The following is a 24,053-nucleotide window of genomic DNA, read 5'->3' on the forward strand; positions in this document are numbered from 1 at the left end:
ATAAGAGCAGCGTCGGAGGCCTTTGGCCTTTTAAATAACAGACTGACGTAAGTTAAGTGTAGAGGTATTAGATATCAATACAGCACTCTTCCAGGCAATCTATCACATCAATTAGTTTCGGGATTGAAAGCGAGTAGTAGATCTTTGTGCCTACCTTAAACGAAGAGAGGACGCCTTTATCTTTTAGCGTGATCAGGTGCTGACTGGCAATGGCCTGTGGCAGATTCAGATACTTATATATCTCAGTTACAGTCATTTTCTCCTCCTTGCCCAGCAGGTCAACTATAGCCAGCCTTTTTGGGTGAGCCAATACTTTGAGCATGGCAGCCGCCTTATCTATCTTCTTTGATTCGATGCGAGATAACAAACTTTTCATAATTAATAATTATACCTAACAGTTTCTACATTATTTTCCTATCCTATTCATAATAAGATATATACGAGGCTTACGTTATTTGGCTGAAGTGTTTGCCAGCATTTTTTTAACTTCGCCACATGGATACTTATCACGTGATCGGCTTGATGTCCGGCACATCACTCGATGGCCTTGACATTGCATATTGTAGGCTTACGTATAAAAACGAAAATTGGATATATAATATACTTAATGCTGAAACGTTACCTTACAGCCCCTATTGGATTGACTCTCTCCGGGGTGCCGAAACATCGGATGCACTTACCTTAATTGCACTTGACCATGCTTTTGGCAGATACATGGGCGAGCAGGTGCAGCAGTTCGTGAAAAAACACAACCTTAAACCAGACTTTGTGGCCTCGCACGGTCACACCATTTTTCACCAGCCCGGCAAACACATTTCGCTGCAGATAGGCAACGGCGCTTACCTGGCCGCCCACGCCCAGTTGCCCGTCGTCTGTGATTTCCGGACCCTGGATATAGCCTTAGGCGGACAAGGTGCGCCTTTGGTGCCCATCGGCGACGAACTGCTTTTCTCGGAACATGATTATTGCCTGAACTTAGGCGGCATTGCCAACATATCCTTTAACCACCACGGCCAGCGCATTGCTTATGATATAGCTGCGTGCAACATGCTGCTGAACACACTGGCCAGCCAGGCCGGCTATAGTTATGACAAAGATGGCGACATGGCCCGAAGCGGCAAGCTGGACGCACACCTGCTGGAACAGCTCAATGCCCCGTCTTATTTTTCGGAGCCTTATCCGAAGTCGCTGGGCAAGGAATGGGTACTGGAGCACAGCCTGCAAACTATAGCCAACAGCCCGGCAACTATAGCTGATAAACTGCACACCACCTGCCACCACATTGCGCAGCAAATTGCCAATGCCCTGCAACCTGCCAACTATAAACAACGCGTGCTGGCCACCGGTGGCGGCGCTTTTAACCTGTACCTAATGGAATTGCTGCAGCACTATGCCGGCACCAACTATAGCATAGAAGTACCTGCCCCCGGGATCGTGTCGTTTAAGGAAGCGCTGGTGTTTGCCTTTTTAGGCGTGCTGCGCTGGCGTAACCAGACAAACAGCCTGCAGTCTGTAACCGGGGCCAGCCGCGATAGTGTGGGCGGCGCCATTTATTGGGGCTAACCTGCGTGCTCTATAGTTATTTTGTACCTTTGCCCCACAACCCGAAATACCAGAATAAACATGAAAGATTTACTCGCAAAATTCGAGAATAAAAGACCTGAAATAGTATTTGAGTGGAAAGATGCTGAAACTGAAGCCGAAGGCTGGGTAGTGATCAACTCGCTGCGTGGCGGCGCTGCTGGCGGTGGTACCCGCATGCGCAAAGGCCTGGACAAACGCGAAGTAGAATCGCTGGCGAAGACCATGGAAGTGAAGTTTACGGTATCCGGCCCGGCTATTGGCGGCGCTAAATCCGGCATCAACTTCGACCCTGCCGACCCGCGCAAGCAAGGCGTTCTGGAGCGTTGGTACAAGGCCGTTTTCCCGCTGCTGAAAAACTACTACGGCACCGGTGGCGACCTGAATGTGGACGAGATACACGAAGTAATTCCGATAACTGAAAGCTACGGCTTGCTGCACCCGCAGGAAGGCGTGGTAAACGGGCACTTCCATGCCACCGCATCGCAGCGCGACAAACGAATTGCCCAGCTGCGCGAAGGCGTTGTAAAAGTGATTGAAGACGATAGCTATTCACCATCCACAGCACGCAAGTACACCGTAGCCGACATGATAACCGGTTATGGCGTAGCCGAAGCCGTGCGCCATTATTACAACATCTGGGGCGGCGACCTGAAAGGCAAGCGCGCTATTATACAGGGTTGGGGCAATGTAGGCGCTGCAGCCGCTTATTACCTGGCATCTGAAGGCGTAAAAATTGTCGGCATCATCGACCGCGTGGGTGGCCTTATCAACACCGATGGCTATAGTTTTGAGGAGATAAAAGAACTGTTCCTGAACCGCAAAGGCAACACCCTGCACGCTGATAACCTGCTCTCGTTTGAAGAAGTGAATAACCAGATCTGGTCTGTGAACACCGATATCTTTATTCCGGCAGCGGCATCGCGCCTGGTTACCCGGGAGCAGTTAGAGCGCATGATCGGCAGCGGCTTGCAGGTGATCTCGTGTGGCGCCAATGTACCGTTCCAGGACCCGGAGATCTTTTTTGGCCCGACCGGCGAATTTGCCGACCAGAACATTGCTGTTATCCCCGACTTTATAGCCAACTGCGGCATGGCCCGCGTGTTTGCCTATTTAATGGAGAGCGAAGTAGAAATTACCGACAAAGCTATCTTCTCCGACATCTCTCAAACTATAGCCAATGCGCTGCAGAAGTCGCATGCTAAAAATTCGGGCAAAACAGAGATCGCAAAAACTTCTTTTGAAATTGCTTTAAGCCAGCTGTTATAAGTATGGATTACACGCACTGGAGAGAAATACTGAACTATAGTTTCCTGGGTAATACTGTTTCGAATTACCTGTGGTTTGCGGGCATTCTGCTGTTTGGGTTTATCTTTAAAACGCTGCTATCCAAGCTGCTGTCCGGTATTTTGTACAGACTGGTAAAGCGTTTCTCGCACGAAGATAACCTGCCTGCCTTCCGGCGCCTGCTCATTCAGCCGCTGGAGGTGCTGCTGTTTCTGGTGTTCCTGTATTTCGCTTTCCAGGCGCTTAACTACCCGCTCGACCCAACTGAGATACGGAAAGGCGACCATATCATCAAAACGTTCATGTTCCGCACCTACCAGGTGTTTGTGATCGTGGCGCTGGCATGGGTGGTTCTGCGCTTTGTCGATTTTATCGGCCTCATTTTCCAGCACCGCTCCTCGCTCACAGCCTCCAAGCTCGACGACCAGCTGGTGCCGTTCTTCCGCGATTTTGCCAAGGTAATGGTGGTGATCTTTGCCTTTCTGGTAATGCTGGGCACAGTGTTTGGCGTAAACGTGGCAGGCCTTGTAGCTGGTTTGGGGGTAGGCGGTCTGGCCATTGCCTTTGCCGCAAAAGAGAGCTTAGAGAACCTGCTGGCATCGTTCACCATTTTCCTGGATCACCCGTTTGTGGTCGGCGACCTGGTGGAAGTTGGCGGCATAACCGGAACTATAGAAAAGATCGGTTTCCGGAGCACGCGTATCCGCACCCTCGAGAAGTCGTTTGTAACGGTGCCCAACAAAAGCATGATCGATAAGCCACTTAACAACCTGACGCTGCGCACTTTCCGGCGGGTGCAGTTTGATATACCGCTTACGTTTGATACCACTGCTGCCCAGATCAGAGCCATAAGCACCGAACTGCAACAGTACATCAACAACCACCCGCAGGCCAACCAGGATGCCATTGTGCGTTTCCAGACCATAGGACCGGCTTCTAAAAATATCATGGTGCTGTACTTTGTGGAATCGATGGACTGGACGGAGTATGTGAACATAAAAGAAGAGATGATCTATAAAGTAACAGAGCTGGTGGAGAAGCATGGCGCGCAGTATGCGCCTACGCAATCGGTGTTTATGCAGGCAAGCGGGCAACCATTGCCGGACACTTCCAGGCCAGCTGCAGAAACTAACAAGACATCAGACTTTGAGTAACTACAAATAAAAAAGCCGGAGAAGCTCCGGCTTTTTTTTCACCCTTATATCTTATTTTGTCTGTGTTACGTCAGACGTTATAGTTTCCCGGGTTCAGTTGAACCTATACAGGAAGCTATATCTAAATAAAACCTTATCCCTACAAACTACAACCAATCATAAATTGTAGTTTTGATTTGATTAACGCACCTACAAGGCTATAGTTACAATTTATTTATAATTTTTTCGTTATACCCACCATTTCAGCAGGTAAACATGCCTTATTTTAATGCTAACAAATAATAGGATTTATACAATATAGAACCATACATTTTAAACTATACTATAGTTGTTTGTAAGTGCTTGTTGCTTAGCAATTTAAGAACGCCCTGTGTTAAGGCAACTATAGGTATCAGATGAGAGGTGAGTTGATGGTCAGTTAAAATCGAAGTATTCGCCTTCTTCCAGCTCCACGGTCTTTTCCTTCTTCACGGGCTTTTTACCTTTCAGTAGCTGTTTTAGCTCCTGCCCTTCCTGTTTCAGGTCGTCTTTTATTTTCGCGCGCACGCGGTCATCGTCGTAGGCCAGCTTAAAGTTGTTTTCTTTTCCTTTCAGTGTCAGGAAGAGCATGCTGCTGCCGGCATCCGTATCTTCGGCCACCACACCAAACACAGCATCTTTATCCGGTCGGCGCTTCTGGAACAACGGCATCTTTATTTTATAGTCCATGTCCTGGTCAAAGGTGTGCATCCCCGAAATAGAGACCGAAGGCAGTGGCGACAGGTTGGTGCGGATATCCATTTCCGGGATATAGATGGTGCGGTCCTGGATGTAGAAATTGTTGCGCAGCTCCGAGAACTTCATGTTGGCCAGCTCCGAGCGCTTTACAAAGCCCGACAGCTTTTGCATTGGCGTAAAGTTGATGAGCTGCCCGTTGCGTATAACCGCCTCTATTTCGGCCTGTAGCAGATTGGTTTTCGGGCTGAGCTGGCTATCCAGGTACACATCCGAAATGATATTGGCGGTCAGGCTTCCGCGCAGGTGGCGGTCAACTATAAAATCCTGGTTAAAGTTCTCGAACACATAAAACAGGCTGTCTACGCTCATGTTGTTGAGCCTGGTAGCTGTACTTACCTTAATGTGGTTTCGCTGGCGGGCGTCCATGCTGCCGCGCACGGCAAAGTTGCCGCCAATAGCGTTAAACGAGATGTTTGGCGTGGTAATAACCTGGTTCCGAAGCGTTACCTCCCCTTTTATGTTCTCGCCTTTAAACCTCCGGAACTTCAGTTTATTAACCGATGCCCCCAGATTAAAAGCTATGTTTGGCGAAACCTCCAGCCTGTAACCCGATTCGCTTTTACGGGCGCTGGCCGGCGTGTTCAGGTCTTCGCGCAGCAGCTGGTCAAAGTTCAGGTAATTACTGCTGAAATCGGCATCTACCATCAGGCGTTGCTTGTCCAGCAGCAGCCAGGCCATTACGTTGTTAAACATACCGTTCAGCACAAAATCCGATTCGCCCAGCTTGCCCCTGAAATCCGACACGGCCACATCGTTGCGCTTAAACATAAAGTTGCCGTACATGCCTTTTACCGGCAGCGGCAGGTCGCGCAGATTCAGGCTTACATTGTGCAGCGTTATGTCTCCGGAGGTATTTACCGTCTGGTTACCGGGCCTTGCCTTAAACTCGTTAAAATTACCAGAGAAAGCGATCTTTACATCGGCCAGGCCACTTCCGGATGGCACCTGCTCCAGTTGCAGCAGCCCCAGCACATACGCCACATCCACCATACCGCGCGCATCAAAAGCTATAGTCGGGTTCTTAAAGTTTTTGTAAGACAGGTTGCCTGTAAATATCCTGTTGTTAAGCGAGCCTTTCAGGTTTCTGAGCACCAACTCTGATGTGGTGGCATTCTGTTTTGCGCCGTTGGTAAAGCTGCCTTCAAAGCTTAGTTTCTCCAGTCGCTGCTTTACATCGGGGTGGTAAAAGGCAGCATTGCGGCAGCCAAAGTTAAACGTGATCTCCGGGTTATGCTTCGCCGAGACCTTGCCTTTTACGGCTCCACTGAAGTACACATCGCCATCGGAACGATACTGGTTAAACTCTTTGGTAATGTGCTGCGGCAACAACGACAGCATAGACTGGATGCTCGTATTCTTGCCTTTCAGGGTCAGGTTCAGGTCTGTGGTAGTGGCAAAGTTTATAGTTCCGGCCACTTCGTAGGCAGCATTCTCTACATTTACCACACTTGGTTCCAGGTTTATGGTTTTGCCAATGCCGTCAATGGCCAGGGCCGTGTTCAGCTTTATTTGCTTGCCTTTAAAATACTCGCCACTGTTCAGCTTTATGGTGTTTATAGTTGCATCGCCGCTGGCTTCTATTCCGATCGTTTCCGGATCTATCGTTAAAGCTGCCTGTAGTTGGTGGGCATCTACTTCGTACGCCTGGTTCAGCTTCAGGTCTGTGTAATGGATGGCTACGCGTTTAAGGTCGATGTGCTCGAGGTTAAAGGCAAATTCGCCGTCTTCTGTAGCTGTCGTATCCGTTTTGATGATCTCGTAATTCACGCTGCCATCCTTTAGTACTTTAACATAAATCGCCCCGTCTTCCAGGTACAGCTCGTTCACGTTGTACTTGCCGCGCAGTACATCCCAGATGCTGAAGGTGAAGTATAGTTTGCTCAGCTTAGCCAAAGATGCTTCGCTCTCCGGCACGGCCTCCACAACATTTACTTTATCCAGCGACACGGCCACCTGCGGAAATTTATCGAACAGCGAAAGCGAGATAGTGCCTACTTCCACCTTCGTTTTGATGTGCTTGTTGGCTTCCGTTACAAAAAGTGCGATGATCTTGTCCTGATAAGTGTATACCAGCGCAAAGGCGATCGTAACTATAGCCACAACTATAGCTATCGCATAAAATAGCACTTTTTTAACAAGACCAGTTTGCTTCAAGAGAATTATCAGATTTTAAGCATCTTACAAAAGATAAAGGTACAGCAGTTAATACAGGCGAACAACAGGTGCAGCAGCTCCGAAAAAAAATTTAACAAATTTTTTTGAAATGTTTTGCAGTTACAAAAAATCGCCCCATATTTGCATCATCAAACGGGGACAACAGGTCAACGAAACAATAAAACGGGGTGTTAGCTCAGCTGGTTCAGAGCACCTGCCTTACAAGCAGGGGGTCACTGGTTCGAATCCAGTACGCCCCACAAAGGACAACTTAAAAAGTTGTCCTTTTTTTATGTCCATACTTTTCTGATCTGCACTTCAGTCTTCCTGCCAATCTATAGTTTAACGCCTCACCACAAGCTATAGTATAATTCCCTGATTTCCATTTGCTTGAGTTTGTATTTTTAGTGTATTTAAGGTTTCTATGGCTATAGTTATGTAGTTGCCAAACACACCCCTACCCCTCTCAAGGGGGGAATTTCTGGCTTAGTTATAGTTGGAGTAGCTATAGTTTCATAGTTGCCGGTTTCAAACCACCCCTACCCCTCCTTATCCAAGGAGGGGAACACTGCTACTACTATAGTTTGACTTATAAATTTATAGTTACAGACCACGAACAGGACAGGTTTACCTGTCCCTACAGAATTGCAACCACGAGAAAAACAGATCTGCCTTAACTAAGAAATAATACATCAACTATAGCTAAAGCAGTTGCTATCGAACTGATCTCAGTCTTTGGGTTGAGCGCCTTTGACTTGTTGCGGTGCCGTCAGGCAATCCGACGCAGGAGGATAGCAAGAAGGCAGCAGCGCGATGCCCGAAGACGGGGCCTCCCGGCCCGGGAGGGAGCCAAACAAACTATAGAACTGTAGGTAATTAGAGCTCCCAGGATTGGTAGAAACTATAGAACAATGGCTTGGTTCCAGTGGTAGGCAAAGTCAACTATAGGACTATAGCCAACTATAGTCTGCGATAGATTTCTCACTTTGTTCGAAATGACAATAGGTACTATCAAACACATAAGCTCTCTCGACTTCGCTCGGGATGACAATATTCGCTTAGTATGACAGTAGAATAACTATAGGTTGAGATATACCCTTCACAGCAAAGCCGACTCTTTTTCGACTCTTATCTCAAGAATGCTCAGAATGATAACAGTGAACTTTAGCTTTTAACCAATTCTTTGCCAAAAATGGAAAAAGAAACTATATTTTGGAGAGCAAAAGCTTATGAAGTTGCAGGACTTGCGGTATCAGGAGCTGCTGGTCGTCATTGTAAATGATGTGCTGGGCACGGGCTATTTTCTCCTCTTCCTCCAACTGTTTAGCAATAATGGCTTCCACATCGTGGCGGGTGCGGTGCGGGTCGCGTTGCAGGGTGCGTTTTATGCGTATGTCCAGCGGGGCAGCTACTACTATAATTTCATCCAGCTGTTCCCACGATCCGGATTCAAACAACAGAGCTGCTTCTTTTAAAACATAAGGTGCCTGCTGGTTAGCTTCTACCCATTTTGTGAAGTCGTTGCCTACGTGCGGGTGCACCAGGCTGTTGAGCAGTTCCAGTTTCTGAGGATCATGAAAGGCAACGCTGGCCAGGTAAATGCGGTTAAGTTCGCCAGCTTCGGTATAAGCTTCTGGTCCGAAAGCCTCGGTCAGTTCCTGTTTCAGCGCTTTGTCGTGGTGCATTACCCACTTGGCACGGGTGTCGGCATCATATACAGGCACGCCCAGCAGCGCAAACAGCCGGCAAACTATAGATTTGCCCGCTCCTATGCCTCCGGTTATGCCTATTTTCAGCATGTTAGTCCTGTACTGGGATTACTTTTACGCGCTGTGGCTGCAGCGTTATTTTGCGCACACCTACTGGTTTCTGCACCAGCTCTGTGGCAATAGTAGAGTCCTGAGGGTTATAGTTGGCGAAATTTATGACAGCTTTAAACAGCTCGCGGTTCAACAGGGCCACTGAATCGTCGAACAGCTGGTAGCGCACCACCACTGGTTGTGGCTGTATACTATAGGTTTTCCCCTTCGGAACGTTCACAAGCTCGGGCACCAGTTGGCGCTCCTCGCTTACCAGGGCCTTTACGGTTATAGTTGCCGTTGTTTCTTCTAAACTTGCAGCCACCAACTCAGGCGAGGCATGTGTGATAGGCACCTCTAATTTAGCCGATGCGGTTAAACCTACATTTGGCAGGCGCACCGGGTATGGGCTCGGGAAACTACGGATAATAGAAGATGGCCCGACAAAGGTAACAGAATCCGGCTCGAACTTGATTGGCCCTACCACTTCGTAGTTTTCTGCGGCAACTGCCTGTTTTGGGTCGTGCTGCAGGGCAAGGGTACGGCTTATCTTCCTGTCGAAATTGAAATGAAGGGTATCGGTTACCACAAAGTTGAGCTGCAGGCCATCCATGGCATTTACCAGAGCAGGGCGCAGCGCCGATCCTAAAAGATAGTTGTTACGCGGAAGGTTGCGGATATGGATCTCGGCAGGCTGCACTTCCAGCCGGAGGGCTTTGCGTAGCAGTTTCCAGCCTTTGGCCGTTACGTTTACCAGTACTTCTTCGGGCAGTGGCTTCAGGGGCACCAGTTGCTGCTGGTTGTAGATAAACTTTACGGGATACGTTGTCTGGGTAGAATAACTCTTATTGAGGGCGTTGAGCAGCCAGAACGTAGAAGCAGCCACAAAACAAAGCAGCACTACTCGCCAGTACTGCTTTGTTTGCGGCCTGAATGGTTTCGTAAACCATACAACTATATTTTTGACTCCTTCAAACGGCAATGGCTCTTAGCTGTTTGGTTGCTGATTTACCCTTGCCGTTGCTTCCATCGAAACAGCCGATTTGTCGAAGGTCAGGCGTACACCTTTGTCTACTTCAACAGTAATGGTATCATCATCCAGGGCTACAAGCTTACCATGAAGTCCGCCTATAGTTACAATGTTCATTCCTTTGGTAAGCTCATCACGAAACTTTTTCTGGTCCTTCGCCTTTTTCTGCTGCGGACGGATCATGAAGAAATAAAATACAAGGATGATGGCGCCGAACATCAGCAACTGAGGCAGTACGCCTCCGTCTGCTCCGGCCTGTAAGAGTATGGTTTGCATTAGTGTATTATAAATGTAGAATTAGTTTCTTTTTACCGGACCATCAGCGCCGGCTGTAGGTATGTTGCTGGCCTCTACTGTACCTTTCAGCGATACCTGTGTAATGTTAGGCTCGGTGTTGGCACGGATAGTTACCATTGGTGCCTGCTGGCCGTATTTGCCTGTGCTGTTAAACTGCACTTTTATTTCGCCGGTCTCGCCTGGTGCAACTGGTGTTCTGGTCCACTCCGGTACAGTACAGCCACAAGATGCCGAAGCGTTCTCGATGATAAGCGGCTCTTTGCCTGAGTTAGTGAACGTAAAGGTATGGTTCACTACTTCGCCCTGCTTCACAGTTCCGAAATCGTAAACAGTCTCTTTAAAGCTCATTACCGGTGCATTCGGGTTAGCAGCTGGTGCAGCCGTCTGCTCTGTAGTAGCCACATTCGGGTTGTCTACAGTTGTTTCCGCAGTTGGCATTGTTGCCGTTGCATCTGTTTCCGCAACCGATGCATCAGTCGTGTTTTCCTGGTTGCAGCTGGTAGCCATCAGGGCTACAGCCATTGCAAAAGTGAATATCAGGTTCTTTTTCATACTTATAATAACGTCTGATGTTAGTATTATAGTTTAGCTATGATGTTCTGAGCAAACTCCATCGTACTGGCTTTTCCGCCAAGGTCGCCGGTGCATTCTTCTTTGTTGGCCAGCGTTGCATCCAGCGCCGCCTCAATGCGGTAAGCCTGGTCTTTCAGGTCAATGTGGTGCAGCATCATAATAGCCGAACGTAACAGTGCTGTCGGGTTGGCAATGCCTTTGCCGGCAATATCCGGAGCTGATCCGTGCACAGCCTCAAAAATAGCCATGTCATCGCCAATGTTGGCACCGGCCACCACACCAAGGCCACCTACTAAGCCGGCACAAAGGTCAGACAATATATCGCCAAACAGGTTGGTTGTTACAATAACGTCAAATTGCTCCGGTTTTACAACCAGCTGCATGCACATGTTGTCAATGATCTTGTCATCAGCCTGAATATGCGGGTACTCTTTTGCAATTGCATTGAACTCGCCCAGGAACATAGCGCCTGCGCTTTTCAGGATGTTAGCCTTGTGTACTGCTGTTACTTTTTTGCAGCCGTGCTTATCGGCATAGGCAAACGCAGCCCTAATAATTTTCTGGCAACCTACACGCGTAAGGCGGGCAACCGAGTCAGAGATCTGCAGGCGCTCGTCAAACATCTCCAGGCCAGAGTACAGGCCTTCGGTGTTCTCGCGGAAAAGTACCGAGTTTACGTTCTCGAATTTGGTTACAAGGCCTTTGGTTGTTTTGGCAGGGCGCACGTTGGAGTACAGGTCGAATTTCTGACGCAGCTGTACGTTTACGCTTTTAAACCCTTTGCCCACCGGCGTCGTGATCGGGCCTTTCAGGGCCACTTTGTTTTTCTCTAAAGAAGCGATCAGTGTAGCCGGTATCAGCTCCCCGATGGCATCAAATGTGGTCTGCCCCGCATTTTCTTCTTCCCAGGTTACGGGAACTTGTGCAGCACTAAAAACAGCTTTTACTGCTTCTGTAATCTCAGGGCCTATTCCGTCACCCGGAATCAGTGTGATCTGTCTCATGCTATAGTTCTTTCCTGCTGTTGATCTCGTTAATAAGTAAGTCTACGTCGCCCAACAGTTTTTCTGCCTTGTCTTTTGCATCCTGTATCACGCGTTGTCCTTCGGTTCTGGCGCTGGTTGGTACGCTTTCGCCTTTGGCCACTAACTGCTCCAGCAGGTCAGACAGTGTATCGCGGTACTTCTCTAAGCGGTAGCTAAGCCAGCTACGTGTTTCCTGGCCCTTTTCAGGGGCGAACAGTATACCTGCGGCAGCTCCTACTGCGGCACCTGATACAAAAGCCAGAGCGGCGGTTGTTTTCTTACCCATAGTTGTATATGCTAATATATCGGATCTTAATTATTCAAATTTTCCTTACGGTAATTCCGGCAATGTGGTAAACCGGCGGTGCAGCTTATTTGTTATCAATAAGTCCGCGGCCCGATTTACGTATCTCGCCTTTGTTTACGAGCTCCTGTGCCAGCTTGTCCAGCACACCGTTCACAAACTGCTTGCTTTTAGGGGTGCTGTATATCTTGGATATCTCGATGTACTCGTTGATGGTAACTTTTACAGGTATGCTGCGGAAGATGTGCATCTCGCAAAGTGCCATCTTAAGTATGATCTTGTCCAGCAGGGCCACACGCTCCACGTCCCAGTTCTGTACGCTTTCCGCGATCATGGCTTCGTATTTTTCGTCTTCCTGCAGGGTTTGCTCGTAAAGTTCTTCAAAGAACGCCTTGTCATCTTCCCAGTTCGGCGACAGGTCCAGCAGCGCGATATCTTCGGTGTTGCCTTCTGCTTCTTCCCCGAACATTTTCAGGGTTTTGTTTACCAGGCTCTTTACAATGGCTTTGTTTTCGGCCCAGTTAAGGTCCTGCTCTTCAAACAAAGATTGTAAAGTTTTTTCTTTAAAGATAATGTTTTTATAAATATGTTTCACCAGCTCAAAGTCGTCTGTAAGCGACGGAGACGGGTTTTGCAGGTATGCCAGAAACGCTTCGTCCTGCTTCAGCACGTTGCGGTATACCTGGGTAATTTCACTTACATCGGAACCCCAGCTTATGTTGCGACGGATGATGTGCTGCTGGTAAGATTTGTTGTTTAGAATGCGCTGCACCAGCTGGTTGCGCAGGAATTGTTTTACATCGGGGCCTTTGGCTTCGGTAAAGCGTTTGCTACGCTTTTCTTCCTCTTCCTTTACCAGGTCCGTAAGTACTTGCAGCAGCTGCAGGTTAGCCAGGTAGTGGTCGTAAATGAGCTCTACAGCCGTAAGCATCTGGTTGTGGTAAAAGCGCAGATCTTTACGGGTCTGGTTCTGGTAGCTAACTATAGCTCTGTTCACCGCATCTACTATCACTTTTTCTGCATCTTCTGCATCGAACTGGTGCTTCTCGTACCACTCTTTAAACAGTAGCTGCGCGATCTGCTTTTGCCCTTCAAGCAGTTTTCTGTCCTGCACTTCCATGGTGTTCAGGTCCGGTGCAAAATCTTCTCCGATCTGGTCAAGCGCCAGCAGATAGTCAGAACCTTCAGCCTGCATGTATGCATAGATCGCCTGCATGGCTTTAATTCGTAGTGTTCTGCGGTTAAGCATAATTTTTTATAAAGAACGTGTTGTTTGTGTAAAATTAAAATGGCGCCGGGCGCCGGCTATACCATACGCAGACTGCAAGACAATCAGCCTATAGCACAAATAAATTGGGATACGTAATTAAAGTAAAAGTGCCACAGGTACTGCAGCACTTTTACGTTTATGGTTTCTCAAACAGATCAGGTCCGGATTAGTATCTTGACTTGATCTTGCTGATGCTGTTGATACGCTTCTCAGCCATTTTCATAGCTGCCAGCTGGTTGTGTATACCTTCTTTCTCAGCCAGGTCAAAGATATCCAGGGTGTAGCCATAGATACGCTCTGTCTGGGCGTAAGCGCTCTCACGGTTGTAACCGATCAGCTCAGAGTATACGTTGATCAGACCACCCGCATTGATCAGGAAGTCTGGTGCATAAATAATGCCTTTCTCCACAAGGGCCGGGCCGTGCACTTCTTCTTCGCGCAGCTGGTTGTTAGCCGAACCAGCAATGATCTGGCACTTCAGGCGGCTCAGGGTGTTATCGTTGATAGTAGCACCCAGCGCGCATGGTGAGTAAATATCTACATCCAGGTCATAGATCTCGTCCATGCCTACTACTTTTGCGCCGTATTTGTTAGAGATCTCACGCAGACGGTCTTCGTAGATGTCGGTGATGAAGATCTGGGCATTTTCTTTGGCAAGCAGTTCTACCAGGTAACCACCTACGTGGCCAACACCCTGTACAGAGATCTTTTTACCTTCCAGTGAATCTGAACCATAGGCTTTTTTAGCAGCCGCTTTCATACCCATGTAAGTACCGTAAGCAGTTACCGGCGAAGGGTCGCCGCTACCGCCCATAGACTCTGGCAAACCAGCTACGTGATCTGTTTCCATCTTGATGTACTCCATATCTTTTGTAGTGGTTCCTACGTCTTCGGCTGTAATGTAAGCACCGTTCAGGTTCTTCACGAAACGGCCGTAACGACGCATTAACGCTTCAGACTTATCTTTTTTGGCATCGCCAATGATAACCGCTTTACCACCGCCCAGGTTAAGACCAGAGATAGCAGCTTTGTAAGTCATACCTCTTGACAGGCGCAGTACATCGTTCAGTGCTTCCGCATCCGATGCGTACGTCCACATACGGGTACCACCCAGGGCCGGGCCTAATACTGTATTATGAATACCGATAATAGCCTTCAGGCCAGTATCGTGGTCATGGCAGAAAACAACTTTCTCGTGGTTGTATTCTGAAATCTGACCGAAGATAGAGTTCTCTTTCTTCAGTTCTACTTCTTTAATTTCGACCATTTATGAAATTGGTTTAGTGTTATTCTATCTTTGTGCCGAAGAGTACAGTGCCTATGCCCTTTTGCGCTGCAAAATTAATTCTTTTTTTGATTAATTCAATTTGTACTTTGCTTCTTATCGTAAAAGCTCAAAGGCTTTAATAACTAACTGTGAAATCGTTACGCTACTTAAATAAATACCTGCTTAAATATAAATTCCGCCTCTTCTGGGGGCTGGTATTCATTATTATCTCCAACTTCTTCCAGATTTTGCCGGCCCAGGTGGTACGCTATGCCTTTAACCTGATAAAGGAAGGCATTAACCTGCACAACCTGTACGAGGGCATGGACCAGCAAAGCCTGGTTTATGACATTTTCGCGAAAAGTATTCTGGTATATGGCGTGGTGATACTGGTGATGGCCTTGCTGCGGGGCGTATTTCTGTTTTTTATGCGGCAAACCATTATTGTGATGAGCCGCCTGATAGAGAACGACCTGAAGAACGAGATCTACGAACACTACCAGAGCCTGCCGCTAAGCTTTTACCGCAAAAACAACACCGGCGACCTGATGTCGCGCATCTCGGAGGATGTGAGCCGCGTGCGCATGTACCTGGGGCCTGCCATTATGTATGGCCTTAACCTGGTGGTGCTGTTTGTGATGGTGATCCCGTACATGCTGTCGGTAAACGTGAAACTGACGATGTATACGCTGATACCACTGCCTATCCTGGCCATCAGTATTTACTATGTGAACAACATTATCGAGCGCAAATCGGATGAGATACAGCGCAGCCTTTCGGGCATTACTACTTTTGTGCAGGAAGCATTTTCGGGCATCCGGGTACTGAAATCGTTTGTACGCGAAGACGACTCGCATCATAACTTTACCAAGGCAAGTGATACCTACAAAGAAAAATCGCTGGACCTGAACTTTGTAAACTCGCTCTTCTTCCCACTTATCCTTTTTCTGGTTGGCCTGAGCACCATCATCACCATTTACATTGGCGGCCAGGAGGTTATAAACGGTAGCATCACCACCGGTAACATTGCCGAATTCATCATTTACGTGAACATGCTTACCTGGCCTGTAACCTCTCTGGGCTGGACGGCCAGCCTGGTGCAGCGTGCAGCGGCATCACAGGCGCGCATCAACGAGTTTCTGCATACCAAAAACGACATTGTTTCCCGTGAAAACATCAGCAAGGAAATTACCGGCGATATCCGCTTTGAGAACGTAGATTTTATTTACCCCGATACCAATATCCATGCACTGAAAGGTGTGTCGTTTGACATAAAACACGGCGAAACACTGGCGGTTATCGGCAATACCGGCTCCGGCAAAAGCACAATCGCTACACTGCTTCCGCGCATGTATGATGTAAGCCGTGGCCGTATCCTGATTGATGGCGTGGACGTGCGCGACTATAACATCGAGAGCCTGCGCAGCCAGATAGGTTATGTGCCACAGGATGTGTTTTTGTTCTCAGACAGCATCCGAAACAACATCGGGTTTGGTTTGCCAACTATAACCGAGGAGCAGATGGTGCAGGCGGCCAAAGATGCTGATGTGTATGAGAACATTATGCGTTTCCCGGAGAAGTTTGAGACCAAGTTAGGAGAACGCGGCATTACCTTATCGGGTGGGCAGAAGCAGCGTGTTTCTATAGCCCGGGCACTGGTGCGTGAGCCAAGCATCCTTATTCTGGACGATTCGCTGTCGGCAGTAGATACCAAGACCGAAAATGCTATCCTGAACAGCCTGCGACGCATTATGCAGAACCGTACGTCCATTATCATTTCGCACAGGGTATCGTCGGTGAAGCTGGCGGACAGAATTCTGGTTCTGGATGATGGCGAGATCATTCAGCACGGCACCCACGAAGAACTGATCCGGGAGAAAGGCCTGTACAAAGAGCTTTACGAACGCCAGCTGCAGACGGAAGAACTGGAGTAGTCTGAACCGGGATTAATGGAGATTTGACTGATTTTCAGGATTATCATTTTGCTATAGCCTGGGCTATAGTTCTATAGTTGCTGCAGCATTACACTTCTCCCGCTGGCGCGAGAGTCCTCGCTCGTGCCTAATTATGGTGTTGAGTTTGCAACTCAACTGGCCTGAAAGGACAGGTTTAGTGATGAAGTTGGCTATAGTTTTATAGTTAGGAAACCCACCCCTGCCCCTCCCGAGAGGGGAATTTGGCTATGTTATAGTTTCGGCTATGGTTCTATAGTTGCCGTTGAACATCCCTCTACACGCTTCAAAGAAGGACTTTCTGCCTTTGCTATAGTTTGATCTATAGTTCTTTTTGCTGTTCCGGGCATCCTTATCTAAAACTATAGTTACTGGGGACTTCTCAGCGAGCGCTGAATTAACCCTGAACACTGCAAAATCTTACTTTTTACCTGTCTGTTTTGCCGGATATAACTATGCCATTATTGGGTTGTCGGAATTTTTTAGAGCAGATTCTGTTATAGTTACGTATAGCATAATCACATTCACCACTAAACTTACTATATATGGCTATTGACTTACAGCAGATCGGCAAGAGATTCAGGTTTTACACGCACCTGAACGAGTTGGAAATGAACGACCTGAAAGCGATGACAGGCAGCACAGAAGAAACGCTGAACAACATCCTGAATGGCTGCAATATTTTGTTGGATGAGTTGGTCGCTATTGTTAAACACTTCCCTGACCTGAACCCGCAGTGGCTGATCTATGGCGAGGGCAGCATGTTTAAACCCAAAGACCATAACGGCGACTGCCAGGATACTCCAAAAAACTGCCTGAAGAAAGAAAAGGCCGCTTACCTGCAGCAGATGAAGAATATGCTGCTGGAACTGGATGCCGCTGAAGTAGCAAAAGGCCACCATGCCGATGTTGATGCCCTGATGGCCAAACTGAACGAGCTTAAAACCAAAGCCTCTGAAGCTGAATAATTTACTCCTTCTTGCCTTAGCCCTGTTGCTTACTGCTGATACCGTTCCAGGGAAGCGGAACGGCAAATAGCTATTTTATCAGCTCTGCCTGGCAAACGCACCGGAAGCCCACTTTATCGGATGGGGTGGTGTATAGTTGCCTGTCGGTTATTTTGGAGTTGCTGAGTTCGTCTTTCCAGCTGCCGCCTTTGGCTATGCCTTTCTCGGCCACCATTTCGGCTACGTTGCCCTGCACGTGGTAGGCGCCATAATCATTTGGCCAGCCACCATACACATAAGCTGGCGTCCGGAACTGCAAAAAGTATGGGAGTGGCCGTTTTACATTTATGAACAGGTCATGGACTTCAGTTTCTTTTAAATCCTGTTTAATTTGTGCTACAGGTTTTGGCTCTACTATCTTTTTAGCTATAAAAGCTGCTGCCTTAGGATTTACTTTGTACTTTACTGCACCCGTAGCTGTACTCCAGGGAAATTTATCCTTATCCACTCCGGCAGAAGCTATTATCTCCCACTCCTGCTCTGTGGGCAGCCTATAGGTTACTTTTACTTTTTGCTCCCTTTTGGGAAATGAGTTTATAAATTCTGTCACCACTTTAGAGCGCCACTGGCAATAAGCCACGGCTTGCTCGTAACTCACGCCGACTATAGGGTAATACAAATACTCCGGGTGCCGGAAGTAAATAGAATCTACAGGCATTTGTTCCGACATCTCACGAAGAATTGTATCTCCTCCAATCACACTATAGTTGCGCCCCGCGCCACCACGTCTTCCATAACCTAACTCTTCGTATCGGTGATAGTCGCGTTCATTTAGCTTTATAACGGTAGAATCTGGCAACATGCTTTGGTAAAAGGCAGCTGAAGAATCCCGCTTTATGTAGTGCAGAAATTCCTGCCAATGAATATTGGCTACTTCCGTTTCATCAAAGTATAGCTGAAGTGGGGTTATAAATATACCACCGGGCGTGTATTTAACTGAAATGTCATCCGGGTTATTATCAACTATAACCTTGTTCATTGTTGCCGACTGCGCTTTACGTTCCGCCTCTTTTTCTTCTTTAGTCAGATTAAGCGTATCTACCCATTTTACACTTCCCCATTTAATCAGCTTACTTTCCTGAAAGCCTTTAGAATTATAGTAGACAGGCCAATCGTTGTATAAGCCGGTCTTGGTACTGGATGCTCCAATAAAAGCTGAATTAGGCGTTCTGTAGCTACACGCCGAAAGCAGGCAAACCAGAATCAGCAGAAGAAAACTATAGTTGCGCATAGGCTATAGTTGTTTTTGGGCAGAGATTCCGTTTAGGATTAGCGAAATGGTAAATAACACATCCTGCTCTATTTTGGCGAAGTTTATAGTTGGTAGTTGCTGGTAAAAGGCGCGCTCAAATTCATCGAACTGGATCAGGTCTTTCACTACCATCATAGAGTAGCCTACACGCTCGGCTTCGCAGGGAATAAACACGCCTTTCTCAATGCCTTCTTTTATAACAGCAGCATAGTAGTTGGTTTCCTTGGCCCGTGATTCGGCGAAAAGCTTCTGGAACAGACTGCGCGTTTCGATGAGTACTTTTATGGAAATGGTGTGCTGTGTTACGATCTCCTGGTAATAGCGCAACGACGACCGGATGTATAACAGAAGCTGTTTATGCGGGTCCGGCTCCTGCTCGGCAATTTTCTTTATCCGGTACAAACTATCTTTCCACTCCTGCGAGAAAGCCTCTATAAACAGTACTTCCTTGCTTTTGTAGTAGTAGTACAGGGTAGGTTTTTTCAGACCGATAGCATGGGCAATGTCATCGAGGGTGGCTTTGCTGTAGCCAAGTCTGCCGAACACGGATTTGGCCGCCTCCAGGATCAGCTCTTTTTTTACGTCTGCTTTTTTGCCCAAAGTGTAGCGGCTATAGTTTAGTTAGCCCTACCAAATATACCCGATTATTCTATAGTTGCAAGGTTATTCTTTCAGCGGCACTTCCAGTACTGCTTTGCGGTCCGCCGGAAACCACTCCACGTAAAATTCTTCCAGTTTCAGCTTGTTCTCCTCGGCGTACGCAAACAGATTAGTGTATAGTTTACCCGGCGCGATCATGTAATGGGCATTAATCTCGGAGTGCACTACCTGGCGGCCGCCCGGCACACGCAACAGTTCATAGCCCTCGGGCAGGCTTATAGTTGAGTCCTGGATAACCACGCCTATAAAAGCTCTGATGGTATCGGTTTTACTTTCGGGGTTGCTGTAGTACACATTGCCTAGCACGCCCTGGAGTTTATTTTCGGCCAGCAGCTTAGCGGCCTTCTGGAAAGCGTTTCCGAAAGCTTCGTCCTTCACGGTGCCCTTAAAGGGTTGTCCGGCCAGCAGCAGCGGCTCCGATGTAGCTACCAGCACTTTTGGCTCGCTGAACCCGCCAACGTAGGCATAGATGCCCACCATAATGGCCATGATAACCCCTATCGCTATTAAAAATTTCCTGCTCATATATTGATCATATTCTTGTACTGCATCTGGTATAGTTGGGCGTAATAACCGTTGTGGCGCAGCAGTTCTTCGTGGTTACCCACTTCTTTTATCTCGCCTCTATCCAAAACTATAATCTTGTCTGCTTTCTGTATGGTACTCAGGCGGTGTGCAATAACTATAGAAGTACGGCCGTGCATCAGCTGGTCAATGGCATACTGTATCAGCTCTTCGGTTTCGGAGTCTACGCTGGAGGTGGCCTCGTCTAAAATAATGATCTCAGGATTATACACCATCGCCCGCACAAATGAGATAAGCTGGCGCTGCCCTACTGATAAGGTGGCACCGCGCTCCATTACCTGGTAGTGCAGCCCGCCCGGTAGGCGCTCTATAAACTTGCGGGCACCCACCAGGTCGGCGGCGCGCCACATCTGCTCTTCGGTAATGGCTTTGTTGCCCAGGCTAATGTTGTCGGCTATAGTTCCGGAGAACAGGAACACATCCTGCAGCACCACGCCAATGTGGTGGCGCAGCACGCTCAGGTCGTATTCTTTTATGTCGTGCCCGTCAACTATAATATGGCCTTTGTTTATCTCGTAAAAACGGTTTAGCAGGTTAATGATGGATGTTTTACCAGCCCCGGTGGCACCTACAAAAGCAACCGTTTCGCCGGCTTTTACATTAAAGGATATATCGCGCAGCACCCATTCTTCGTCGTTGTAAGCAAACCACACGTTCTCGAACTGCACATTGCCTTTTATCTTCTCCGGTGTGTAGGTACCGTTGTCGGCAATCATTTCTTTGCTGTCCAGCAGCTTCATTAAACGCTCGGTGCTAACCACGCCTAACTGCAGGGTGTTAAAGCGGTCAGCGATCATGCGTATCGGGCGAAAGAACATCTGGATGTACAGGATAAAGGCCATCAATGTACCCAGCGATGTTTCGTTATCTATCACGCCGTGCGCGCCATACCACACCAGCAAACCAAGGCCAGCCGCACCAATTATTTCGGCTACCGGAAAGTAAATGCTATAGTACAGCACCGACTTCACATTGGCCCGGGTATGCTCCTTGTTGATCTCCCGGAACTTCTCCATTTCGCGCTTCTCGTTGTTAAAGATCTGCACGATGCTCATGCCGGTGATATGCTCCTGCACAAATGAGTTGAGGCGCGCCACAGCCGTACGCACTTCCTGGAAGGTTTCTTTTATCTTCTCTTTAAAAATGTAGGTACTGATGAGCATGATCGGGAAAGTAGACAAGCTGACCAGTGCCAGCTCCCAATCGATGTAGAACATGAAACCCAGGATAAATACCAGCTGCAGGATATCGCCGATCATAGCCGCCAGGCCTTCGCTGAACACATCCGACAGCGTTTCCACGTCCGACACGTTTCTGGTTACCAACGTACCGATCGGGGTGCGATCGAAGAATTTCAGCCTTAAATCCAGGATGTGGCGGTATAGTTTTACCCGGATGTCGCGGACCACGTGCTGCCCCAGCCAGCCGGCAAAGTACGTGTGCAAATACTGAACGATGGCATGTACCACCAGCAGCACGGCCAGTATCACGAACATTTTGTTCAGGCCCTGCCAGTCGTTCTGCAGGATCTCGTTATCTACGGTATATTGTATCAGGAAGGGGCGCACAGCAGCCAGAATAGCCGAGGCAAAGGTCAGGAATACGATAAAGTAGAAAATGCGCACATAGGGCTTCACAAACTCAAAGAGCCGCTTCAGCACATCTGCATCGAATACCCTGCCTGTATTTTTAGGTTTGTCTTCCAAAATCTGCGTTCTGTTTTAAATATAAACGAAGCTCCCGCCCTGCGCGTGCAGGCATTTATACTTAACCAGTCGCAAAGGTAAGTGTTTTTAACAGACTACAGCAGCAGTTAGCGCAGCGGAACGCTATTGTTTTACAACCTTTACGTGCTGCACCCCGCCGGCGGTTATCAACCGGATAAAGTATATACCGGGCAGCAGGCCTGCGGTGTTTACCTCCTGCACAAAAAGCTGGCCTTTGTTGCCATTGCCCTGCTGCAGCATACCGGCCGGTTGCCCCTTTAGTGTGAGGAGTTCCAGGCTATAGTTTCCGGCAGCAGGCAAGGCAAACTCCAAGGTGGTAGTGGCTCCCAGGGGGTTCGGGTAGGCCAGCAGCTTAGCTTCTTCCTCTACATACCCACCCGGCAGAAGCGGGTCGCAGGCGCCCAGGTAGCACCCGTGGTCTAAATGCTCCTGCACTTTACTTTTTGGTACACAAATCGTTTGCCCTTTATGGCAGATAAGTACTTTCTCATTGTTATCGCCGCAGCTGGCATCGGTCACTTTCAGGTAGATTTGCTGCACAGCCAGGCCGCCGTTGTGGTGCCATTTGTCTTCTGCCATCAGCTTTATGGTGTATTCGCCGGCATCGGCTATAGTTGGCGTCCCGGAGAGCACGGCAGTACCATCTCCCCTATCCATCAGGCGCAGCCAGGCAGGTAACTGGTCCGCCAGAATCGCTAACCTGTCGCCGTATGGCAGGTCGTTGTCCTGCACAGTTACCTCGTAGCTATAGTTGTAGCCAGCGGCCAGCGGGTATTCTGTCGGGGCTGAAGTGAATGTTGGCGGCGAGTTTACTACTATGTTAAAACTATGGCTTACTTCATTGTGCTGGTCGTCGCGGGCTTTTACAGTGATCTTGTTAACACCCCAGTTTCTGGTTTCGGGTTGCCAGTTTACCTGTAGCTGTACCGGGTTGGCGGCTATAGTTGGCAAAGTGGCTACACCGGCTGGCAGGCCTGTTATTTCGGTAAAATTTAATTTAGTAGTGGCACCTGGGGCCGATGCCTGTAGTTTAAAATCCATCGTTTGCCCGGGCACTACAAAACTATAGCTGCCGGCCACAGGCGTAGGTGGTACATCAAACGTGGGTTTATAGCTTACCTGTATGGTTACCGAAGTGGTGGTTTGTACGCCTTTTACATCCTGGGCTATAAAGTTGATGACGTGGGCTCCTACATTGGCTGAGGTGGGCATCCAGGAAAAAGAGCTTTGCACCGGGTTACCGTTTACGGGCAAAGCCGGCGATAGCGCAGCATCTGCGGGCAGGCCGGTAGCCTGAAGCATGATTACATCTCCGGCATCCGAGTCCTGTGCCTTCACCGTGAACTTTACCTCCTGCCCGGGCGCTACCTGGTAAACGGCCTGGTGTGCAGGCGTTATACTATAGTCAAAAACGGGCGGGGTTGATTGTTCGGTAATAAGGATCACGAAATCGGTGGTAACGCTGGCGCCGCGGCTGTCGGTAACGGTAATGGCGGCATTGTATAGTTCGCCTGCTGCCTTGCCTGCCGTACTGAATGTTATTACACCTGTAGTTGCATTTACAGTTAAACCACTGGGGTTAACGCCGCCGCCCATTTCTTCTTTTGTTGCAAGCCGGTAGGTAAGCGCATCGCCGTCTGGGTCGGTGGCCGGCACCTGAAAAGCTGCATTTGCATTGCCGTAAGGCAGGTTAACTATAGCTGGCAGCGTGGCTACCGGGGCGCTGTTGCTGTTACCCACGGTAACTATAGTTTGCAGATTCCAGCTGCCTTCGGGGTTATTTTTGAGTTCGCTTACGCGGCAGCAACCAGTAAAAGAGGCTTTGTAGTTGCCCGCCGAAGGGTAGGTTTTGGTAATGATGGCCTCGCCGTACATCCAGTCGTCCACTTTGTTTACGGCCGTAACTTTTAACGGAATAGAAGCCGCCGTGCCATCTCCAAAGTTAAAATCGCCGGGGTTTACCGTTTGCCCCACCTCCGCATAAAAAGCCGTATAGCGCCACGACTGGCTTACTTTAAACTCTACGGTGTTGCCACTCACCCAGCGCCAGCTCACGTTGCCATACCTGAAATGCGACGCCTGCGCTATTGTTGCCACCAGCAGCAAAACTATAGTTACGGAGAACATTTTTGTAACGCGATGGCAGCCAACCAGGCGCATCAGCGACTTTAAAACTCGGATGGCAGTTTCAGGGTGTAAAGGTGCCTGCATAGGCATTAGGGTTATAGGTCTGTTATGGCAATGGATTTAGAACTTTCTCCTGTTGCAACTATAGTTTGAAAACCGGGGAAACAACAGGCTTTTGCGAGGCGGCTAAAAGTAAACTATATTATACTTTGTCTATGCTTCAAC

20 protein-coding genes and 1 tRNA gene are annotated in these 24,053 nt (G+C 48.4%); 6 read left to right on the forward strand and 15 right to left on the reverse strand.

What is annotated here, in order from left to right:
• Positions 1-67: 67 nt before the first annotated feature.
• Positions 68-376, reverse strand: coding sequence for a helix-turn-helix transcriptional regulator (locus H7F15_RS00330; RefSeq protein WP_162347343.1), 309 nt, complete (start codon positions 374-376; stop codon positions 68-70).
• Between the two features lie 119 nt (positions 377-495).
• On the opposite strand from H7F15_RS00330, the gene H7F15_RS00335 reads away from it, so the two are divergent.
• Genes H7F15_RS00335 through H7F15_RS00345 form a run of 3 tightly spaced genes read left to right on the forward strand, consistent with a single transcriptional unit; the run spans position 496 to position 4,022 of the window.
• Entirely contained in the window at positions 496-1,563 is a 1,068-nt protein-coding gene (locus tag H7F15_RS00335) for an anhydro-N-acetylmuramic acid kinase (RefSeq protein ID WP_185194961.1), read from the forward strand.
• A gap of 60 nt (positions 1,564-1,623) precedes the next feature.
• The gene (locus H7F15_RS00340; RefSeq protein ID WP_185194962.1) at positions 1,624-2,850 is read left to right on the forward strand and encodes a Glu/Leu/Phe/Val dehydrogenase dimerization domain-containing protein; all 1,227 of its coding nucleotides are present in this window, start codon (positions 1,624-1,626) and stop codon (positions 2,848-2,850) included.
• A gap of 2 nt (positions 2,851-2,852) precedes the next feature.
• Positions 2,853-4,022, forward strand: coding sequence for a mechanosensitive ion channel family protein (locus tag H7F15_RS00345; protein ID WP_185194963.1), 1,170 nt, complete (start codon positions 2,853-2,855; stop codon positions 4,020-4,022).
• A 414-nt stretch (positions 4,023-4,436) separates the two neighbouring features.
• Here H7F15_RS00345 and H7F15_RS00350 read toward each other — a convergent pair whose 3' ends face one another.
• Entirely contained in the window at positions 4,437-6,926 is a 2,490-nt protein-coding gene (locus tag H7F15_RS00350; RefSeq protein WP_370523348.1) for an AsmA-like C-terminal region-containing protein, read from the reverse strand.
• A 212-nt stretch (positions 6,927-7,138) separates the two neighbouring features.
• On the opposite strand from H7F15_RS00350, the gene H7F15_RS00355 reads away from it, so the two are divergent.
• A tRNA-Val gene (locus H7F15_RS00355) sits at positions 7,139-7,213 on the forward strand.
• 945 nt (positions 7,214-8,158) lie between these two features.
• Here the strand turns inward: H7F15_RS00355 and coaE are convergent.
• The 8 genes from coaE to H7F15_RS00395 all read right to left on the reverse strand — a co-directional run bounded on the left by coaE (position 8,159) and on the right by H7F15_RS00395 (position 14,518).
• The gene (coaE, locus tag H7F15_RS00360; protein ID WP_185194965.1) at positions 8,159-8,752 is read right to left on the reverse strand and encodes a dephospho-CoA kinase; all 594 of its coding nucleotides are present in this window, start codon (positions 8,750-8,752) and stop codon (positions 8,159-8,161) included.
• 1 nt (position 8,753) lies between these two features.
• Positions 8,754-9,653, reverse strand: a complete 900-nt coding sequence (locus H7F15_RS00365; RefSeq protein WP_185194966.1) for a hypothetical protein — start codon at positions 9,651-9,653, stop codon at positions 8,754-8,756.
• Between the two features lie 87 nt (positions 9,654-9,740).
• Positions 9,741-10,058 (reverse strand): preprotein translocase subunit YajC, encoded by a 318-nt coding sequence (yajC, locus tag H7F15_RS00370; protein WP_185194967.1) that lies wholly within the window; start codon positions 10,056-10,058, stop codon positions 9,741-9,743.
• A 21-nt stretch (positions 10,059-10,079) separates the two neighbouring features.
• Positions 10,080-10,631 carry a DUF1573 domain-containing protein gene (locus H7F15_RS00375; RefSeq protein WP_185194968.1) on the reverse strand — a complete coding sequence of 184 codons (552 nt, stop codon included), beginning with the start codon at positions 10,629-10,631 and terminating at the stop codon, positions 10,080-10,082.
• 26 nt (positions 10,632-10,657) lie between these two features.
• The gene (locus H7F15_RS00380) at positions 10,658-11,656 is read right to left on the reverse strand and encodes an isocitrate/isopropylmalate dehydrogenase family protein (protein WP_185194969.1); all 999 of its coding nucleotides are present in this window, start codon (positions 11,654-11,656) and stop codon (positions 10,658-10,660) included.
• A 1-nt stretch (position 11,657) separates the two neighbouring features.
• The gene (locus H7F15_RS00385; RefSeq protein ID WP_185194970.1) at positions 11,658-11,963 is read right to left on the reverse strand and encodes a YtxH domain-containing protein; all 306 of its coding nucleotides are present in this window, start codon (positions 11,961-11,963) and stop codon (positions 11,658-11,660) included.
• Between the two features lie 85 nt (positions 11,964-12,048).
• On the reverse strand, positions 12,049-13,230 hold the full coding sequence (gene nusB / locus H7F15_RS00390) for a transcription antitermination factor NusB (protein ID WP_185194971.1): 1,182 nt from the start codon (positions 13,228-13,230) through the stop codon (positions 12,049-12,051).
• A 187-nt stretch (positions 13,231-13,417) separates the two neighbouring features.
• Positions 13,418-14,518, reverse strand: coding sequence for a Glu/Leu/Phe/Val dehydrogenase (locus H7F15_RS00395; protein ID WP_185194972.1), 1,101 nt, complete (start codon positions 14,516-14,518; stop codon positions 13,418-13,420).
• A 149-nt stretch (positions 14,519-14,667) separates the two neighbouring features.
• Here H7F15_RS00395 and H7F15_RS00400 point away from each other — a divergent pair, with 149 nt between their 5' ends.
• Together H7F15_RS00400 and H7F15_RS00405 are read left to right on the forward strand one after the other, a co-directional pair.
• Positions 14,668-16,452, forward strand: a complete 1,785-nt coding sequence (locus H7F15_RS00400; RefSeq protein WP_185194973.1) for an ABC transporter ATP-binding protein — start codon at positions 14,668-14,670, stop codon at positions 16,450-16,452.
• 563 nt (positions 16,453-17,015) lie between these two features.
• A complete protein-coding gene (locus H7F15_RS00405; protein WP_185194974.1) occupies positions 17,016-17,438 on the forward strand; it encodes a hypothetical protein in 423 nt (140 codons plus the stop codon).
• Between the two features lie 70 nt (positions 17,439-17,508).
• On the opposite strand, the gene H7F15_RS00410 is transcribed toward H7F15_RS00405, so the two are convergent.
• The 5 genes from H7F15_RS00410 to H7F15_RS00430 form a co-directional block, all read right to left on the reverse strand.
• A complete protein-coding gene (locus tag H7F15_RS00410; RefSeq protein WP_185194975.1) occupies positions 17,509-18,708 on the reverse strand; it encodes an SUMF1/EgtB/PvdO family nonheme iron enzyme in 1,200 nt (399 codons plus the stop codon).
• A 3-nt stretch (positions 18,709-18,711) separates the two neighbouring features.
• Positions 18,712-19,329 carry a TetR/AcrR family transcriptional regulator gene (locus H7F15_RS00415; protein WP_185194976.1) on the reverse strand — a complete coding sequence of 206 codons (618 nt, stop codon included), beginning with the start codon at positions 19,327-19,329 and terminating at the stop codon, positions 18,712-18,714.
• 63 nt (positions 19,330-19,392) lie between these two features.
• Positions 19,393-19,914, reverse strand: a complete 522-nt coding sequence (locus tag H7F15_RS00420) for a GyrI-like domain-containing protein (RefSeq protein WP_185194977.1) — start codon at positions 19,912-19,914, stop codon at positions 19,393-19,395.
• On the reverse strand, positions 19,911-21,680 hold the full coding sequence (locus tag H7F15_RS00425; RefSeq protein ID WP_185194978.1) for an ABC transporter ATP-binding protein: 1,770 nt from the start codon (positions 21,678-21,680) through the stop codon (positions 19,911-19,913). Before H7F15_RS00425 ends, H7F15_RS00420 begins: the two co-directional genes overlap by 4 nt.
• A 123-nt stretch (positions 21,681-21,803) precedes the next feature.
• Complete coding sequence (locus H7F15_RS00430; protein ID WP_185194979.1) at positions 21,804-23,912, reverse strand: putative Ig domain-containing protein; 2,109 nt, start codon at positions 23,910-23,912, stop codon at positions 21,804-21,806.
• Positions 23,913-24,053 lie beyond the last annotated feature (141 nt).

This window comes from Pontibacter sp. Tf4, from assembly GCF_014212495.1.
Classification (GTDB): domain Bacteria; phylum Bacteroidota; class Bacteroidia; order Cytophagales; family Hymenobacteraceae; genus Pontibacter.

Bases quoted from the DNA above. Each gene is read 5' to 3' on its own strand.
- H7F15_RS00330 (WP_162347343.1), bottom strand. From the start codon at position 376: ATGAAAAGTTTGTTATCTCGCATCGAATCAAAGAAGATAGATAAGGCG.
- H7F15_RS00335 (WP_185194961.1), top strand. From the start codon at position 496: ATGGATACTTATCACGTGATCGGCTTGATGTCCGGCACATCACTCGAT.
- H7F15_RS00340 (WP_185194962.1), top strand. From the start codon at position 1,624: ATGAAAGATTTACTCGCAAAATTCGAGAATAAAAGACCTGAAATAGTA.
- H7F15_RS00345 (WP_185194963.1), top strand. From the start codon at position 2,853: ATGGATTACACGCACTGGAGAGAAATACTGAACTATAGTTTCCTGGGT.
- coaE (WP_185194965.1), bottom strand. From the start codon at position 8,752: ATGCTGAAAATAGGCATAACCGGAGGCATAGGAGCGGGCAAATCTATA.
- yajC (WP_185194967.1), bottom strand. From the start codon at position 10,058: ATGCAAACCATACTCTTACAGGCCGGAGCAGACGGAGGCGTACTGCCT.
- H7F15_RS00375 (WP_185194968.1), bottom strand. From the start codon at position 10,631: ATGAAAAAGAACCTGATATTCACTTTTGCAATGGCTGTAGCCCTGATG.
- H7F15_RS00380 (WP_185194969.1), bottom strand. From the start codon at position 11,656: ATGAGACAGATCACACTGATTCCGGGTGACGGAATAGGCCCTGAGATT.
- H7F15_RS00385 (WP_185194970.1), bottom strand. From the start codon at position 11,963: ATGGGTAAGAAAACAACCGCCGCTCTGGCTTTTGTATCAGGTGCCGCA.
- nusB (WP_185194971.1), bottom strand. From the start codon at position 13,230: ATGCTTAACCGCAGAACACTACGAATTAAAGCCATGCAGGCGATCTAT.
- H7F15_RS00395 (WP_185194972.1), bottom strand. From the start codon at position 14,518: ATGGTCGAAATTAAAGAAGTAGAACTGAAGAAAGAGAACTCTATCTTC.
- H7F15_RS00405 (WP_185194974.1), top strand. From the start codon at position 17,016: ATGGCTATTGACTTACAGCAGATCGGCAAGAGATTCAGGTTTTACACG.
- H7F15_RS00410 (WP_185194975.1), bottom strand. From the start codon at position 18,708: ATGCGCAACTATAGTTTTCTTCTGCTGATTCTGGTTTGCCTGCTTTCG.
- H7F15_RS00420 (WP_185194977.1), bottom strand. From the start codon at position 19,914: ATGAGCAGGAAATTTTTAATAGCGATAGGGGTTATCATGGCCATTATG.
- H7F15_RS00430 (WP_185194979.1), bottom strand. From the start codon at position 23,912: ATGCAGGCACCTTTACACCCTGAAACTGCCATCCGAGTTTTAAAGTCG.